The organism is Paenibacillus sp. IHB B 3415, from assembly GCF_000802655.2.
GTDB classification, from domain to species: domain Bacteria; phylum Bacillota; class Bacilli; order Paenibacillales; family Paenibacillaceae; genus Paenibacillus_AQ; species Paenibacillus_AQ phytohabitans.
This window is the reverse complement of sequence record NZ_JUEI01000068.1, coordinates 45,497-62,120: the sequence shown is the minus strand read 5'-3', so window position 1 is coordinate 62,120 and position 16,624 is coordinate 45,497. Positions and strand designations below refer to the sequence as shown.

The window sequence follows — 16,624 nt, the reverse complement described above, 5'->3', positions numbered from 1 at the left end:
TATATCAAGGGTTTGTTTGGAGATTTAGGCTGCGAAAGTTGAGTTATTAAGGAAATTAATCCAATAATAATTTTTTTTGTATTTTTCATCTCATACCTCAATTTCTATCATTTATCATTTATATAGTAAGAGTAGGGTTAGGATATATCTCCACGTAAATAACTCATGCACAATATGGAAAACTTATTGTCCATGAGTAAACTCTAATTTATATTCCAAGTATTCATCCCGATTGTTGAGCAAGATACATTAAGTTAACAACTCTGAACCACACAAGTAAAGACAAAAATTATGATTGAATCCTCCGTATGGTATTTACAACCATTTGGCCCCTTCACATTATCAACAATGGAATATAAAGTCAATCCATGTCTTAATTCACCTGTATGTTTCTGTCCTTAGAAAATCGTGTTTCCCGCTTCCGTCTGTAGAACAAAAGCGACACATATCATCTAATCCCGGTTTTCCCCCAGCAGCTCCCGTGTATCTGCCCACAACCTGCGCTGCATCGCTTCATCGCCGCCAGGGGATACCGGTACAATGGACTTTCCTGTGCCCACGTTAAAATAACCTCCGGTTACTGTCCCAAAAAACGGGTCCACGATTAACCGGGTGATAATCTCTGCTCCTCTTCGCGGGTCTCCGAGCCGGATGAGCTTCAGGATCCGCTCGATCACAGAAGCGAACCGCAGTTCGCGTCCCAGTCCGGTTACATTGAAGCCCGGATTCAGGGCATTGACTGTTATTCCGCTGCCTGCCCATTGCCGGGCCAGTTCTGCCGTGAACATGATGTTTAGCAGTTTGGTTTTGCCGTAGACAGGAGAGGAGCCCCGGGCAGTAAAAGCTGCAGTATCCGTTAAGTCCCCGGGCAGGCTGAGTACACCATGACGGCGCGAAGCCTCAGAGGCTACGTTGACTACTCTGGCCTTGCCTGCATTGCGCAGCGAAGTCTCCAGTCTATGCGTCAGCAGCCACGGTGCCAGATAGTTCACAGCCATCATCTCCGGCAAACCTTCGGCAGTGGTGCGGGGCTCGAAGGCGTGGATTCCTGCATTGTTCAAAAGTACGTCGATGGAAGGGCAGGCGGCAGCAATTTCAGCGCCAACCCGGTTCACATCCTGCATCAGCGACAGGTCTCCATAGACAAAACGGATAGTTGCAGCAGGCTGACGGGCCTCGATGATGGTTCTGGTAGCCGCAGCACGTTCTTCACTGCGGGCAGTCAGGACAAGCGCATAGCCTCTTTCCGCCAATTGGACGGCTACAAGCTGTCCCAGTCCGCTAGTGGCTCCGGTGATGACAACGGTTGGTTGTTTGGGCATGGTTATTCTCCTTTAATTAATGTATAATTGATATATGTCCACTATAATTATATAATGGATATATGTCAACTATATTTGCGGCGGTTATCTCTGAATTAAGGACAGGTGAATGAATATGAAGCAGAACCCAAAATACGATAACGAAGTAAACAATAATCACCAAGTAAACAATGACCCAATAAACATTGATCAATCAAGGCTTGACTCGAGAGAACAGCTGGAGCTGGCGCTGGGAGAGCAGCTTAACGCACTGATCAGCGCAGCGCATGCGCTGAATGTCAAAGCCGCCGCGCGGTTCGATTCCTCATTGCAGCCGGCCGCCTTCCATATTGTCCGCTGGCTCTATTCCTATGGGCCGGCAAGTGCTGCCGCCATTGCGGAAGCAACGGCTATGGACCGCAGCGCGGTCAGCCGTCTGATCAAACAGCTGGAGTCTCTGGGCTATGTGAGCAGAGAAGCCTCACCCGATGACGGGCGGGCCATCCTTCTCTCACTTACAGAGCAGGGACAGCAGCAGACAATAGCTGCCCTTAACGAGAAGGGGTCCGTGTTCTTCGGGCGGACTGCGGTATGGAATGACGACGAGCTGCACCAGTTCATTCACATGCTCAAGCAGTTCAACGGGCTATAAGCTGGTGACGGCTTAGCGCCTCCTTTACTAATTACAAAAACTTACTAGTTAGACCATGGAACCTGTAACCGCTTTCCCGATATAATGTGCGTAAGCATACGAAATCGGACAATCCGGGAGGAAGCTATTCCATGAAATCGAATGAGGACTTTATACTTGCCGCGCCAGACCAGGCGGTTCATATTTATCTGGACCCGAAGGGGACAGATTATAACGGGCTGCGCCGGGTGGCGGAGTCTTTCGGCGCGGATATCGAGCTGGTGAGCGGTATAGCACCTGTGATTCTGACACGAAAAGAACAGCTCTCAGGAACCGTCGTCATCGCCGGAGCCATAGGCGGAAATGAGCTGATCGACAGGCTGATTGCAGAAGGCGTCCTCGACGTCACGTCGATTCAAGGCAAGCGGGAGTGCTACCGGCTGCAGCTGGTTGAAGCTCCACTGCCTGGCGTGGACCGGGCGCTTGTCATTGCGGGCAGCGATAAACGCGGGACAATCTATGGCATCTACTCCATTTCTGAGCTGATCGGGGTCAGCCCGTGGGTGTATTTTGCGGATGTGGTTCCGGAGCAGAACACCACACTGTCCATTCCTGCAAGCAGACTGAATCGCAGCTCCAGAGAGCCTTCCGTTAAATACAGGGGGTTCTTCCTGAATGATGACTGGCCGTCGCTCGGCTCCTGGGTCACGCATGCTTTTGGCGATTTCAATGAGGGCTTCTACGACAAAGTGTTCGAGCTAATCCTGAGACTGAAGGGGAACTTTCTGTGGCCAGCGATGTGGAGTGCAGAATTCAGTCTGAATGGTACAAGCAGTCCGATTGCCAATGCGGTTCATGCCGATGAATACGGCATTGTTATGGGAACGTCGCATCATGAGCCGTTGTTCAGGGCCGGCAGCGAATGGCAGAAGGTGTACGCGCAGTACGGGACAAGCAATCTGTGGGATTTCGCCCGCAACCCGCAAGCGATTACCGCCTTCTGGGAAGACGGAATTAAGCGCAACCGACACTATGATAATCTGGTTACACTCGGCATGCGCGGAGAGAGTGACTCTGCCCTCGAAGGCTCAGACCAGGAGAATATTGAGCTGCTGAAGCAGATTATCCTTACCCAGAAGGCCCTGCTGAAGAAATACAATCTGGAGCATATGCCTCAGGTTCTGGCTGTGTACAAGGAGGTCGAGAAGTACTGGTACGGTACGGCGGAAGCAGAAGGACTGAAGGACTGGGAGGTGCTGCAGGATGTGACGATTCTGCTCTCGGATGACAACTTCGGCAATCTCCGCAAAATCCCGGAAAAACATGAGCAGCAACGGGACGCCGGCTGGGGAATTTACTACCATTTCGACTATCATGGCGGTCCGTATTCCTATGAGTGGGTGAATGTAACTCCGCTGGAGAAGGTCTGGGAGCAGATGACCATGGCCTATGATTACGGCATCCGCGATATTTGGGTGGTGAATGTCGGCGATCTGAAGCCGATGGAGCTGCCGCTATCCTACTTCATGGACTTAGCTTATGACTTTGAAGCCTGGGGAACCGGAGCGATTAACCAGACAGAAGAATATACCCGGCGGTGGGTGGAGCAGCAGTTCGGAGCTGGCCTGAAGCCCGGGACGGTTGACGGAATCGCAGCGGTACTGGCGGAGTATACCCGGATGAACGGGCGGCGTAAGCCGGAGATTGTCAGAGCGGGCACCTTCAGCGTGCTGCATCATCAAGAGGCGCAAAGAGTACTGGAACAGGCGCTCAGACTGGAGCAGGCAGCTGCAGATTATGAGCTTGAACTTCCCGCAGCGAGCAGGGATGCCTACTACCAGCTGGTCTATTATCCGGCAGTGGCCTCCGCCAATGTCCTCGCAATGCAGATTTATGCGGGGCTGAACCGCCTGCATGCTAAGCGGGGAAGTAGACTCTCCAATCAATACGCTGATCTGGCAGAGCAAGCGATTGAACGGGATAAGCAGCTGGAGCAGCACTACAATACCGGAATCTCGGGCGGCAAATGGCAGGGCATGATGAGCTCCCCGCATGTCGGCTATGTCAACTGGAACGCGGACGGCTGGAGTTATCCGGAGGTCAGCAGAGTGACCCCTGCCAAGAAAGCCATCATGATTGTTGGTGTAGAGGGAACGGAGCAGGGTTACACGGCAGGGACAGCGGGTCTCCCGGCGTTTACGAATCTTCAGCAGGAGAGCTATGAGATTACGGTCAGCAGCGGCGGTGCGGGGTTCGATTATCAGGCAGTCAGCAGTGCGGACTGGATCAGCCTGGATCAGGATCACGGCTGGGTGGATACTGGAGCGGCGATCCGGGTTTCGGTAGATTGGGAGAAGGCAGAGGGGGCAGCTTCTGGTGAGATTTCCGTTACAGGTGCCGGCACAAACGTAACCGTCCAAGTAGCAGTGGAGTGGACCGACATTACCAATGTGCCGCCGATGACCTTCATCCAGACGCATAATACCGTTTCTATCGAAGCGGAGCATACTACAAACCGCGTGGCGAAATCCGGAGCCGAGTGGAAGACCATTAACAACTACGGACGGACCTTATCTTCGGTCAAAATGTTCCCCGCCGGCAGCTCCTTTGATCAGCCGCAGGAAGCGCCCTGTCTGGAGTACCGGCTGCTCGTCCATCAGGACGGCGAATACAGCCTGACCGCCTATATTGCGCCGACTAACCAGTTGTCTCCAGTCTGCGGCCTGAAGTATGCCGCCGGATTCGACGGGGAACCGCCGGTCACCGCAGATGCGCTGCCTCCGGGTTATGAAGGCGGCAACCATGACAATGAGCCGTGGTGCCGTGCGGTGATGGACAATATTCATACGCAGGTTACCCGTCATGTACTGGCCAAGGGCCAGCATACGCTGCGCTTTTACGGACTGGATGCCGGACTTGTCCTGCAGAAGCTGGTATTGTCTGCCGGACCGCTGCCGTATTCCTATCTGGGGCCGGTGGAGAGCTATCACAGCTGACTTCCGGCGGAAGCCCGCAACGCAATGCGCACTGCCCTTACTCTCCATTACTCCGCATTACTCACCGTCACTCCCCGTAACTCACCGTCACTCCGCGTCACTCCGCGTTACTCCCCGTAACTCCCCGTAACTCCCCGTAACTCCCCGTCATTCCGCCTTACTCCCGTTACTCCGCATTGCTGCGGAACTGATTCGGAGTAATGCCCTTATACCTTTTGAACACCTGATAGAAATATTTCGTATCATTATACCCGGACTGCAGAGCGATATCCTCGATCCGCATTCCGGGATCTTTGAATAGCAGACATGCATGCTCTATGCGTATCTTATGCAGGTAATCGGTGAAGCTGATTTTGAGCTGCTGCTTGAACAGCAGGCTTAAATAGCCGGGTGTAATATAGATTTCTCTGGCGACAATCTCGCGGTTGATATCCTTCATGTAATTTTGCCCGATATAGAGCTTGGCTGCTTCCAGCAATTTGTTGCTGTTTTTCTTGGAGGTCAAATGCTCACTGACCAGAAGGGCAGTCTCAAGCAGAGACTGAAAAATGTGATCCAGACTGGAGCGGGACAGAACCTGGATCAGCTCGGTCAGATTTTGTCCGAACACCTTGTTCACGTTGACGTTATTCTCAATGCATAATTTATACAGCGCGAAGAACAGGGCGAAGCTCGACTTGATCACCTGGTCCCTGGATACCGTTTCGGGCTGCAGGGCCACGTTGAACAGGGTAAGCTTCCCGGCGATTTCTTCGGGGGAGCCGTTCCGGACAGCCTTAAGCACCTCCTGCTCCTCATGCAGAGGGTAAGAGGATTGGGAGGCTTCATCATCAAATTCCCCGCTGAACTCCACGATTTTGCCGGTGCCTGTGTAGTTTCTCGTATTCAGCGCTTGGGATGCCTCCAGAAAAGAACGCCGTAAATGCTGAAGATTCTTATCTATACTTCCGATTCCGGCAGAGACCGTGAACCGGAGATAACTCAGGATATTATCCTGAATGATCCGGATATATCCGCTTAATTCCTCATGATCCAGTAGCTCATCCGTATTAAGGATCAGGACAATATCATCCTGATGTTCAAAGGCGATACATACTATCGTGTCCGGAAGGGATTCCTCGCAAATATTCTTCAGCCCGTATTTCAGCAGCTCCGTATCCTCATGCAGATATTTCTGGTGCAGCTGCCGGAAATTATCAATCCGCAGCAAAATCACGCCATACAGCAGATAAGGAAATACCAGATTGTTCATCTTCAGATTGGCCAGCAGCCGCGGATATGAAGGACTCTCGGTGAGAACCAGCTGGCTTAAGGTCTTCTCCTTCAGCAGGGGCAGACTCTCCCGGAAGCCCTGCCGCAGATGCTCCAGCGATTTGATCTCCAGCTTCTCCGATTGAATCTGCTCGGTGATATCCAGTATTGTATTAAGAATCTCCTGTCTCCGGCTTGGTTTCAGCAGATAGTTGCTGGCTCCGACTCTAATAGCCTGCTGGGCATAGGCGAAATCATCATATCCGCTCATAATCACCGATTTGATATGGGGATACTTCCCGGAGACAATGGAGATTAACTCCAGACCGTCCATTTGCGGCATCCGGATGTCCGTCAGCATGATGTCGACCGGGTGGGTACCCAGAATATCCAGTGCTTCCTGGCCGTCTCTGGCCTCGGCAATAATCATAATTCCGTGCGCCTGCCAGTCGATTAAGGTTCTGATCCCGACACGGGCCCGTTCTTCATCGTCCACGATAATCATATTAAACAAGTGATAATCCCTCCGGTCCTCTGCGCTTCTTGTTATGTTCTTAAAATATAAGAATTTATATGCTTCGCATGATAACTTATCCTTCTATTTCTCGCTGAAACGCTCCGTCCTTTAAAGGACGGCGTAACTGTTTCCACTTGAAATATAAGAATTTATAGGTTTCACGCTATCCATTATCCTTCTATTTTTGGAGAAACGGATGCCGCCTCTTTCAGAGGACGGCGAAGCCGTTTCTTCTTATATTCAGCCTAAATATCATTCAAGATAGCCGGAATTATGATCTCCACGCGTGTACCCTCTCCCGGGACGCTGGTGTAATGCAGTGTGAAATCCCCTTTATAGAAATGCTTCAGTCTGGCTTGGACATTCTGCACCGCGTATCCCCCGGTATCCCGGGCCGTATAAATATCCGATTCATCCGGCAGGGTGAGAATCTTCTGCAGGGTCTCGCTGCTCATGCCGCCCCCGTTATCTTCAATCACGAACATCAGTTGATCTCCGGTCCGTTGTCCGCTGATACTCACACAGCCGCCCCCGCGTTTACGTTCAATCCCATGAATCAGCGCGTTCTCAATAAAAGGCTGCAGGCTGAGCTTCAGAATGACATAGGGGTGCAGCTCTTCAGGGATATCAATCACGAAATCCAGAGAGTCTTTAAATCTCATTTTCTGCAGCGACAGGTACAGCTCGATAAGCTCCTTCTCTTTGGCTACGCTGGTGAAGCTCTTGCCCTGGTTAAGACTTAATCTGAACAATCTGGAGAGGTTGATCACCATCTCACTGATCTTGTCCTGCCCCGCAGATTCGGCTTCCCAGAAAATCGTATCCAGCATGTTGTACAGAAAATGGGGGTTGATCTGGGACTGCAGCGCCTTGAGCTCCGCTTCCTGCTCTTTAAGCTTGAGCAGATAAGCATCGTCCACCAGCGCCTTAATATTGGCGACCATGTTGTTGTACCCCCGGCTTAACTGGCCGATCTCATCCCAATATTTAATGTTAACCTTCTCTTCGAACTGACCGTTCTGGAAGCGGCGCATCGACAGCAGAAGGGTCTTGATCGGTGCAGTCAGGAATGAGGAGAAAAACATCAGCAGGGGTATACTAAGGAGCAAACTGGCCAGAATCATGATCAGCACAGCCGACTTTATTGAGTTAAGCTCCTCGGTCAACGAACTGAGCGGCACACTGTACAGTGTTATCCAGCCATTGGCATTGATATTATAGTTCAGCAGCGTATCCCCGCCTTGCAGGTTCACGATGGTATAACCGGACAGAATGCCGGCTTCGGCCTGCTTCATCACGAAGTCTACTGCCTTCTTGTCATACGTTTCTTTACCTGCGGCCAGGAGCTGCTTACCGCTCTCATTCAGAATAAGAATGCCGTGGTCCTGATCATAGAGATCCGTCAGGTAGGTTCTGCGGATCGTCTCCAGATTTATGCCGACAAATACAAAGCCGATTCTGTTTCCGTTTACAATATCGCGGATAATCCGGGTCATGCCAAGCTTGTCATTGCGGTTGCTCTGAATAAAGACATTATTCTCTTCCGTCAGCGGGAACCAGTAGGAGGCGCCGTTCAGGGTAACGGATTCCTTATAAATTTTGTGCGGAGTGATCTTGTCCAGGCTGTAGGCCCCGCTGCTGTCATCGGTGGCGACCTGAAACATGGGTGCGGACAGGCTGCCGTACAGCGCCAGATAATCGAAATTACCGGTCACAAGCATCTGGTTCATCATGGACGCGGTCGGTCCGTTATAGAACTGATCCTCTATCTCGACAGAATCCGGAGTATTGCTTCTTAACGTCTCCTGTACAACGGAAGCCAGGCTGAATACCGTAACCCAGTCGGCAATCGTCTTCTGCATCCGGGAGAGATTGCTGTCAATCTGCTTAAGCACACTCTGATTGGAGTTGCTTACTTTGTTAATGATCTGTTTCTTTGAGATGGTATACGAATATCCGCCTATAGCAAAAGTTACTGCGGTGATCAGAAGGAAGATAAGAATCGTTATCTTATATCGCAGATTCATATTTAAATAGAAACGCAGCACGTGATCACTAACCTTTTTGTTTTTTATCTTATGCGTATTGCTGCATTTAAACAAGGGTGCCGGAAGAGGAGTCGACAATTTTAAACTTTACTCTCTTTTTCTCTACTGACCCCGGATTAGGTTCTCTGTTACGATGTGGTCACAACAAAGAAGGCGAGCCAGATCACAACAACTAGGGGGAGATTAAATGGTTATGAATACAAAAGTTACACGGAATCTATTGCTGATTACAGCGCTGGCAGCTGTCTCGGTACTCAGTGCATGCGGGGGCAACGATCAGAATGAGAGTGCAGGCAGTACAAACGGCAACGCAGCCGATCCCGCCGCTGAACAAGTCACACTGCGCGTGTTCTCCAACCTTCCGGACCGGAAATCGGGCCAGGGCCTGGCCGAGCAAATGGTGATCGACAACTACACCAAAGAGAATCCTAATGTGAAAATCGAACTCGAAACGCTGGCCGAAGAGCCTTTTAAGAACAAATTAAAAGCCTATATGGCCTCTAACGAAGCGCTGGATATCACTATGGTGCACGGGGGAGCGGAGCTTAATACACTGGTTCAGGCTGGTTATGTAAAAGAGCTGGACCCGGCCGGGTACGAAGGGGAGACCTACAACTTCCTCCCGGGCGTATACAAGTCATTCACTTTCAATGATAAATTGTACGGATTGCCCCGGAACAGCGACTATGAGGTCATCTACTATAACAAAAAAATATTTGCAGACAATGGCATAAATGTACCCGCTACCTACGCGGAGCTGCTGGATGCAGCCAAACAATTCCGCGATAAAGGCATTGAGCCGATGTCGGTGAACGGTAAAGACCTGTGGAGCTTCGCGGCATTCTTCCAGGACCTGGTCATCCGGGTGAGCGGAGATCAGAGCCTGATGCTGGATGCGGTGGAGCAGAAGAAGAACTTCACAACCGATGAGAGCTTCATCACGGCGGCCAAGCTGCTGGGTGAGGCAAGAGAGGCCAAGCTGTTCCAGGAATCATTCATGACCGCAGACTACGGCGCATCCCAGAACTTATTTACGCAGGGAAAAGCGGCAATGTGGTACATGGGCTCCTGGGAAGCGGGAATGGCTACGAATGAAAGTCTGTCCGAAGACTTCCGTAATAATGTCGCTGTGCTGAAATTCCCGGTAGTGGATGGCGGCAAAGGCAAGGATACAGACCTTCTGGCCTGGAACGGCGGCGGCTATTCACTGGTCAGCAGCTCGAAGCATCCGGAAGAAGCCAAGAAATTCTTCGATTATCTAATGAGAGCAGATCAATGGGCCAAAACCGTCTGGGATACCGGCGCGGCTGTTCCTGCCCAGAAGTATGAGCTGACCGGCACGGAGAGCGGACTGCAGAAACAGCTGACAGATGTTCTTACCGGAGCAACCACTACTGCAGGTTCACTGGGTCTTGATTACGGAACTCCGAAGTTCAAAGATGACGGCCAGAATGCGTTCGGCAAGTTCTTCGCCGGCGGATCGACACCTGAAGAGCTGCTCGCAGACCTGCAGAAAGCAGCGGAATCTCAATAACAAATATAGAGAGTGAAAGGGGACGGGGCAGGAATCTTCTTGCCCTTCTCCAATCTTAAGGATGGAGTGAGACTTCCATGCAAAAAGTATTCAACAATAAAATGGCCATCTTCCTGTTCGTCTTTCCGGGAATTCTCTTATTCTCCCTTACCTTTCTGGTCCCGATTGTACTCAGCGGATATTATTCGTTCCGGGATACCCTGGCACCAGGCACACCTTCTGCATTCATAGGGTTCGCTAACTATACAGAGCTGCTGTTTCATGATACCCGTTTCTGGCTGGCGCTGAGGAATGCCGTCCTGCTGGGTCTGGGCTTCATCTTCATTCAGCATCCGATTGCCATCTTCTTTGCCATTATGCTGGACCGCCTGGGCGGGAAAGCGGAGAAGTGGTTCAGAACGATCTTTTTCATTCCATGCGTGATTTCGGTAGTGGTTATCTCCAAAATGTGGCTGTCGCTGCTCGACCCTACCTTCGGTGCATTTAACAAACTGCTGGATACACTGGGCCTTGGGTTCCTGAAGCATGCCTGGCTGGGGGATAGCAGTACGGCACTGGTTACGATGCTGTTCATTCTAATCTGGGCCGGATTCGGCTGGGGACTGCTGTTCTATTATGCCGGCCTCAAAGGAATCCCGGATGAAATGTATGAAGCCGCTTCCCTCGATGGAGCTTCGGGCTTCAAGCTGCACCTGCGGATCACCGTTCCGCTGCTGTCACCGGTCATTACGGTGCAGATCACACTGGCTATGATTACCGCCTTGAAGCAGATGGAAACCGTGTTCCTGACCACCAACGGCGGACCCGGCGATTCCACCCAATTCCTGGCTGTGTATCTCTATAACAAGGCATTCTCGGCCAGCCAATACGGCTATGCCAATGCCATTTCGATTCTCTTCATCGTCGTCTGCCTGCTGGCCACCTATCTCAGCAACAAACTTACCCGCAGTGATGCTACGGAATTCTAAGGAGGAAACACCATGACCAAAAGCACTAAAACCATACTATGGGTGTTCTTCCTTTTTGTCGCCCTGGTTCAACTGTTCCCGTTAATCTGGCTGGTGGATTTCTCATTCCTCAGCAGCAATGAATTCTACTCTTCCAGCATCCTGAAATGGCCAAGCGCACCGCAGTGGCAGAATTATATCAATGCCTGGGTAGACGGCAAATTCCTGCGTTATTTCATTAATAGTGCGTTCATTACTACGGTTACAATCCTCCTGACCGTTGTGCTATCCTTAACGTTAGGGTATGCGTTTACACGGATGGACTGGAAGTTCCGTTCTGTATTCTTCACCATCATCCTGCTCGGGATTATGATTCCGATCCATGCCACCCTGCTGCCCAACTTCGCGATCTTCAAAGCGCTGGGCTTGACTGATTCCTATCTGGGGCTGATTCTACCATACACTGCGGTGTCCGTGCCTATGGGGACGTTCATCCTGACCGGGTTCCTGCGGAGTATCCCCAAAGCGCTGGAAGAGTCGGCGATTGTGGACGGGGCGAATATTTACCGGATTGTGTTCCAGATCATCGCACCGCTTACCGCGCCTGCTCTGGTAACAGTAGTCGTAACGACTTTCCTGAACTGCTGGAATGAGTTCATTATGGCTTCGACCTTCCTCAGCAAGGATGCACTGAAAACGCTGCCTTTCTCAGTGATGAATTTCGCCGGACAGTATTCGTCTGATTATGGCTCACAGTTTGCCGTCATGGTGCTGACCTCCATCCCGGCAATTGTCATCTATGCGATCTTCAATGAGCAGATTACGAAGGGCGTTACTGCCGGTGCTGTAAAAGGTTAATATCACACAGCGTATGCTTCCGAAGCGAGTTTTGTACGAAGCAAATTAGGAAGGTTATGCTATCAAAACTTAAGCATATGCTTTCGAAGCGAGTTTTGTACGAAGCAATCACAGGGAAGTAGATGCTATCAAAACTTTTAGGAGGACAACAATGGATCACTTGCTATACGGTGTTGCTTATTACGACGAATACATGCCTTATGACCGTCTGGATGAAGACATCCGGATGATGCAGGAAGCGGGAATCAATACCGTGCGTATTGCCGAGTCCACCTGGAGCACCCATGAACCCCAGAACGGAGTATTTAATTTCAGTCCGGTGACAAGAGTGCTGGATGCGATGCATGCCGCCGGAATTCATGTCATTGTGGGCACGCCGACTTACGCTATTCCTGCATGGATGGTCAAAGAGCATCCGGATGTGCTGGCCGTCACGGCACAAGGTGAAGGTAAGTACGGTGCGCGGCAGATTATGGACATTACCCATCCCGTGTATCTGTTCTACGCAGAACGGATCATCCGTAAACTGATGGCCGTGGTCCACAAGCATCCGGCAGTTATCGGTTACCAGATTGATAATGAAACGAAGCATTATGAGACCGCCGGACCGAATGTCCAGCTCAAATTCGTCAAATACATGAGAGAAACCTATGGAACGCTTGAGGCGATTAACCATCAGTTTGGCCTGGATTACTGGAGCAACCGGATCGACAGCTGGGAGGACTTCCCGTCGATGGTTGGCACGATTAACGGCAGTCTGGGTGCGGAATTTGCCAGATTCCAGCGCGGGCTGGTAAATGAATTTCTGGCGTGGCAGATTGGAATTGTCGGGGAGTATAAGCAGCCGGGGCAGTTCACGACACATAATTTTGATTTTGAATGGAGAGGGCATTCGTTTGGGGTGCAGCCGTCCGTGGATCACTTTGCCGCAGCTGCTCCGTTCGACATTGCCGGTGTAGATATCTATCATCCGTCGCAGGACAATCTTACCGGTACGGAGATTTCGTTCGGGGGAGATATGACCCGTTCGCTCAAGCAGGATAACTATTTCGTCCTTGAGACACAGGCGCAGGCTTTTCCTGAGTGGACGCCGTACCCTAAGCAGCTGCGGCTGCAAGCCTTCAGTCATTTAGGCTCGGGTGCCTCTATGGTTGCCTACTGGCATTGGCATTCGATTCATAATTCGTTCGAGACCTACTGGAAAGGGCTGCTCAGTCACGACTTCCTGCCTAATCCGGTGTATAAGGAAGCCCGGACGATCGGTGCTGATTTCAAGCGGCTGAGTGATCAGCTGATTGGACTCAAGAAGACCAGCAAAGTGGCTGTTATGGTCAGCAACGAAGCACTGTCGGCGATCGAGTGGTTCAAGCTGCCCGGCGGTGTGATTTATAACGATGTGGTCCGCTGGATGTATGATGAATTGTACAGAATGAATATCGCCTGCGATTTCATCCAGCCGTCCTGCACACGTTTGAGCGACTATGAGCTGATTGTCGTGCCTGCCCTGTACGCCGTCTCTGACGAGGCGCTGCAGCGGCTGAATGAGTATGTGGGCAGCGGCGGCCATGCCGTCTATTCCTTCAAAAGCGGATTCACCGATGAGCAGGTGAAGGTGCGGCATTCAGCGCAGCCGGGCGTAATTCATGAGGCCTGTGGAGTGACTTACAGCCATTTTGCCACGCCTAATGCCTCTGCCGGACTTACCGGCAAGCTGTTCCCGGAAGGAACGAAAGCAGGCGTTCATACCGTTAGAACGTGGATGGAAATGCTTGTTCCAGACTCGGCCGAAGTACTCGCCAGCTATGATCATCCCCAGTGGGGCGAATATGCTGCGGTTACCAGAAATTCCTTCGGTGACGGTACCGCTACCTATATAGGATGTATGACGGAGCCTGCCGCCCTGGCGGTCATTCTGCGGGATTCGCTCCAGGTTGCCGGATTGTGGGGCGAAGACCAGCAGCTGTCCTTCCCGTTAATCGTCAAATCCGGTGTGAACCGGCATGGCAGTACCATCCGCTACTACTACAATTATTCGGCGGAGTCTGTTACATTCCAGTATCCGTATGGAGCTGGACAGGAGCTTCTATCCGGTAATCCGGTAGCGCATGCTGAGGAGCTGAAGATTGAGGCTTGGGGCGTATTTATTATTAGTGAAGGTTAATAAAATGCTTTCACTATGAGGAGTAAGTAACGGAGGGGGATTTTGGAACTGTAGGAGCATATGCGTCCGCCTTTGTTCACGGATTTCTACTGCGAACAGCGGTACAAATCAAGAAATCTGGGAACAACAGCGGCCGGAAGTCCAAATATTCACCGCAGTTACGTCCTCCCCATAGGGAGATAGGATGAGGAGGCAGCAATATGGACATTAAAGATATAGTCTGGGTATCAAGTACAGAGAATGAACCATGGGTATCCCGAAGCCTGGAAAGTGCAGCAGCAGACGCGGCAGCAGATCTGGCGTTCAGCGGAGAAATTCATCAGAACATTGAAGGGTTCGGCGGCTGCTTCAACGAGCTTGGATTCGAGGCGCTGAACCTGCTGGCGGAAGAAGACAGAAGCGCGGTGCTGCACTCGCTTTTCCATCCGGAAGGGGATCATAAATTCAGTATTTGCCGGCTGCCGATCGGGGCGAGTGACTATGCGCTTGAATGGTACAGCCTGAATGAAACTGATGGCGATTACGCCATGGAGCATTTCTCCATCGAACGGGACCGCAAGTATCTGATTCCGTACATCCGGGAGGCGCTGAAGCTGAATCCGGAGCTGAAATTATTCGCCTCGCCCTGGAGTCCGCCCACCTGGATGAAGTTCCCCCGGGCTTATAATTACGGCACGCTGCGCTGGGAGAAGGAGATTCTGGAGGCGTATGCTTTATACTTTGTGAAGTTTGTACAGGCGTATGCCGGGGAAGGCATCACCATCCATCAGGTTCATGTGCAGAACGAAGTGGTTGCGGATCAGAAATTCCCCTCCTGCGTATGGACAGGTGAGCAGCTGCGTGAATTCATCCGTGACTATCTGGGACCGGCTTTTGAACAGCATGGCCTGGATACAGAGATTTGGCTGGGTACGATTAATGCGCCGGAGCCTTGGGATGAGTGGATGAAACAGAAGGACAGCGGATTCGATGCCTATGCGCACACGGTGTTAAGCGATCCTGAAGCATACAAATATGTACAAGGCGTTGGCTACCAATGGGCGGGCAAATATGGCATTCAGCGTACAGTGCAGGCTTATCCTGAACTGCGCTACATGCAGACGGAGAATGAGTGCGGGGATGGGGAGAACACCTGGTTTTATGCCAAATATGTGTTTAACCTGTATCAGCATTACTTCACCAATGGCGTGAACGCCTATATCTACTGGAACATGGTGCTTCAGCCGAAAGGCCGCAGTACTTGGGGATGGGAGCAGAACTCTATGATTACGGTAGATCCGGATGAACCGAAGGCCGTGCATAATCCCGAGTTCTACGTCATGAAGCATTTCGCCCATTTCATTGGCCCCGGCTCCCGCAGAATCGGCCTGAAGGGCAGATGGACAGGCAATGCACTGGCATTCGGGACGCCGGAAGGCAGACGGGTGCTGGTGATCGCGAATCCGTTCAAGGAAGCAAGAACGATTCTTTTGGCTAACGATGAGACGCATTATAAGCTGAAGCTGTATGCAGAATCTTTTAATACCATTGTTCTGTAAAATAGACTAACATGACTCCATCCGCCGTCATTTCAAAGCAGCTGACGGCGGATACCCCTTCATGCTTTTGAACACATTGCTGAAGTACGCCACATCATGATACCCGCAGTGCTCCGCCACCTCAGACACATTGAACCCGCCCGCAGACAGAATCATCTCGGCATTATTGACCCTGACCCTGTTCAGGAATTCTTTGCAGGTGGAGCCGGTATTCTGTTTGAACAGCTTACCCAGGTAGACGGGGTTCAGTCCGATCCACTCCGCCAGAGCTTTAATCGTAACCTCCTCCGCATAGTGATCCATGATATAAGCCATGACTTTATGGATTCTCGGATCAAGCAGCGGCGTTTCCTGATGATGGGCAATATTAAGCAGGCGGTAGACGATCAGCTGGAAGATGGCCCGGGCCTTCATTCTATAAAAAGGCTGGCCGCCCATCCAGTTATGCGAGAACTCCCTGATATCATCGAGGATCTCCTTGGTCATCCGGTTCTTGGTTACGGTCTCAAACGGCAGGTGTACAGAATTGTCCTCCCCTTCCCAGAAGAAGTTGAACGCAAAGGAATGCATAGGGGCCTCGGCAAAGGTATGGGCTTCCCGGACACTGCCTGAAGGGACATAGAGCATATCCCCGGCTTCTACAGTGAATTTCTCCCCGTCAATGAAGTAATCCGCTTTGCCTTCCACAATGAACGACAGATCATGGAAGTCTATGGTGCTGCTGATAATCTCCCAGTCCGCAAAGGATCTGCGGTCCACGAACAGAAAGACATTCGGCACAAGGTGCTCGTATTTGCGGATGTCCATGACGATCCTTCCTCCTTGCAGCTGAAGCGCTGATA

Annotated in this window: 11 protein-coding genes; 7 read left to right on the top strand and 4 right to left on the bottom strand. The window is 51.2% G+C overall.

Going from position 1 to position 16,624, the window contains the following annotated elements:
• Window positions 1-452 precede the first annotated feature (452 nt).
• Complete coding sequence (locus QW71_RS26725; RefSeq protein WP_039306472.1) at window positions 453-1,322, bottom strand: SDR family NAD(P)-dependent oxidoreductase; 870 nt, start codon at window positions 1,320-1,322, stop codon at window positions 453-455.
• 115 nt (window positions 1,323-1,437) lie between these two features.
• On the opposite strand from QW71_RS26725, the gene QW71_RS26720 reads away from it, so the two are divergent.
• Together QW71_RS26720 and QW71_RS26715 are read left to right on the top strand one after the other, a co-directional pair.
• A complete protein-coding gene (locus QW71_RS26720; protein WP_083442742.1) occupies window positions 1,438-1,953 on the top strand; it encodes a MarR family transcriptional regulator in 516 nt (171 codons plus the stop codon).
• Between the two features lie 131 nt (window positions 1,954-2,084).
• Window positions 2,085-4,928, top strand: coding sequence for a glycosyl hydrolase 115 family protein (locus QW71_RS26715; RefSeq protein ID WP_039306471.1), 2,844 nt, complete (start codon window positions 2,085-2,087; stop codon window positions 4,926-4,928).
• Window positions 4,929-5,094: 166 nt separating this feature from the next.
• On the opposite strand, the gene QW71_RS26710 is transcribed toward QW71_RS26715, so the two are convergent.
• Together QW71_RS26710 and QW71_RS38285 are read right to left on the bottom strand one after the other, a co-directional pair.
• A complete protein-coding gene (locus tag QW71_RS26710) occupies window positions 5,095-6,684 on the bottom strand; it encodes a response regulator (RefSeq protein WP_235441561.1) in 1,590 nt (529 codons plus the stop codon).
• A gap of 257 nt (window positions 6,685-6,941) precedes the next feature.
• Window positions 6,942-8,744: a sensor histidine kinase gene (locus QW71_RS38285; protein ID WP_052770275.1), complete on the bottom strand. Its 1,803-nt coding sequence runs from the start codon at window positions 8,742-8,744 to the stop codon at window positions 6,942-6,944.
• Window positions 8,745-8,937: 193 nt separating this feature from the next.
• Between QW71_RS38285 and QW71_RS26700 the strand changes: the two genes are divergently transcribed.
• The 5 genes from QW71_RS26700 (at window position 8,938) to QW71_RS26680 (ending at window position 15,782) form a co-directional block, all read left to right on the top strand.
• Window positions 8,938-10,278, top strand: coding sequence for an ABC transporter substrate-binding protein (locus tag QW71_RS26700; RefSeq protein ID WP_039306486.1), 1,341 nt, complete (start codon window positions 8,938-8,940; stop codon window positions 10,276-10,278).
• Window positions 10,279-10,355: 77 nt separating this feature from the next.
• Entirely contained in the window at window positions 10,356-11,246 is an 891-nt protein-coding gene (locus QW71_RS26695; RefSeq protein ID WP_039306468.1) for a carbohydrate ABC transporter permease, read from the top strand.
• 12 nt (window positions 11,247-11,258) lie between these two features.
• On the top strand, window positions 11,259-12,083 hold the full coding sequence (locus QW71_RS26690; RefSeq protein ID WP_039306466.1) for a carbohydrate ABC transporter permease: 825 nt from the start codon (window positions 11,259-11,261) through the stop codon (window positions 12,081-12,083).
• Window positions 12,084-12,234: 151 nt separating this feature from the next.
• Window positions 12,235-14,244, top strand: coding sequence for a beta-galactosidase (locus QW71_RS26685; RefSeq protein WP_039306465.1), 2,010 nt, complete (start codon window positions 12,235-12,237; stop codon window positions 14,242-14,244).
• 200 nt (window positions 14,245-14,444) lie between these two features.
• On the top strand, window positions 14,445-15,782 hold the full coding sequence (locus QW71_RS26680; RefSeq protein ID WP_039306463.1) for a glycoside hydrolase family 30 beta sandwich domain-containing protein: 1,338 nt from the start codon (window positions 14,445-14,447) through the stop codon (window positions 15,780-15,782).
• Between the two features lie 27 nt (window positions 15,783-15,809).
• Here the strand turns inward: QW71_RS26680 and QW71_RS26675 are convergent, their stop codons facing one another.
• Window positions 15,810-16,589, bottom strand: a complete 780-nt coding sequence (locus QW71_RS26675) for a helix-turn-helix domain-containing protein (protein ID WP_052770268.1) — start codon at window positions 16,587-16,589, stop codon at window positions 15,810-15,812.
• Between the last annotated feature and the right edge of the window lie 35 nt (window positions 16,590-16,624).

Excerpts from the sequence above, each read along its gene's own strand:
- QW71_RS26725 (WP_039306472.1), bottom strand. The coding sequence starts at position 1,322 with ATGCCCAAACAACCAACCGTTGTCATCACCGGAGCCACTAGCGGACTG.
- QW71_RS26720 (WP_083442742.1), top strand. The coding sequence starts at position 1,438 with ATGAAGCAGAACCCAAAATACGATAACGAAGTAAACAATAATCACCAA.
- QW71_RS26715 (WP_039306471.1), top strand. The coding sequence starts at position 2,085 with ATGAAATCGAATGAGGACTTTATACTTGCCGCGCCAGACCAGGCGGTT.
- QW71_RS26710 (WP_235441561.1), bottom strand. The coding sequence starts at position 6,684 with ATGATTATCGTGGACGATGAAGAACGGGCCCGTGTCGGGATCAGAACC.
- QW71_RS26700 (WP_039306486.1), top strand. The coding sequence starts at position 8,938 with ATGAATACAAAAGTTACACGGAATCTATTGCTGATTACAGCGCTGGCA.
- QW71_RS26695 (WP_039306468.1), top strand. The coding sequence starts at position 10,356 with ATGCAAAAAGTATTCAACAATAAAATGGCCATCTTCCTGTTCGTCTTT.
- QW71_RS26690 (WP_039306466.1), top strand. The coding sequence starts at position 11,259 with ATGACCAAAAGCACTAAAACCATACTATGGGTGTTCTTCCTTTTTGTC.
- QW71_RS26685 (WP_039306465.1), top strand. The coding sequence starts at position 12,235 with ATGGATCACTTGCTATACGGTGTTGCTTATTACGACGAATACATGCCT.
- QW71_RS26680 (WP_039306463.1), top strand. The coding sequence starts at position 14,445 with ATGGACATTAAAGATATAGTCTGGGTATCAAGTACAGAGAATGAACCA.
- QW71_RS26675 (WP_052770268.1), bottom strand. The coding sequence starts at position 16,589 with ATGGACATCCGCAAATACGAGCACCTTGTGCCGAATGTCTTTCTGTTC.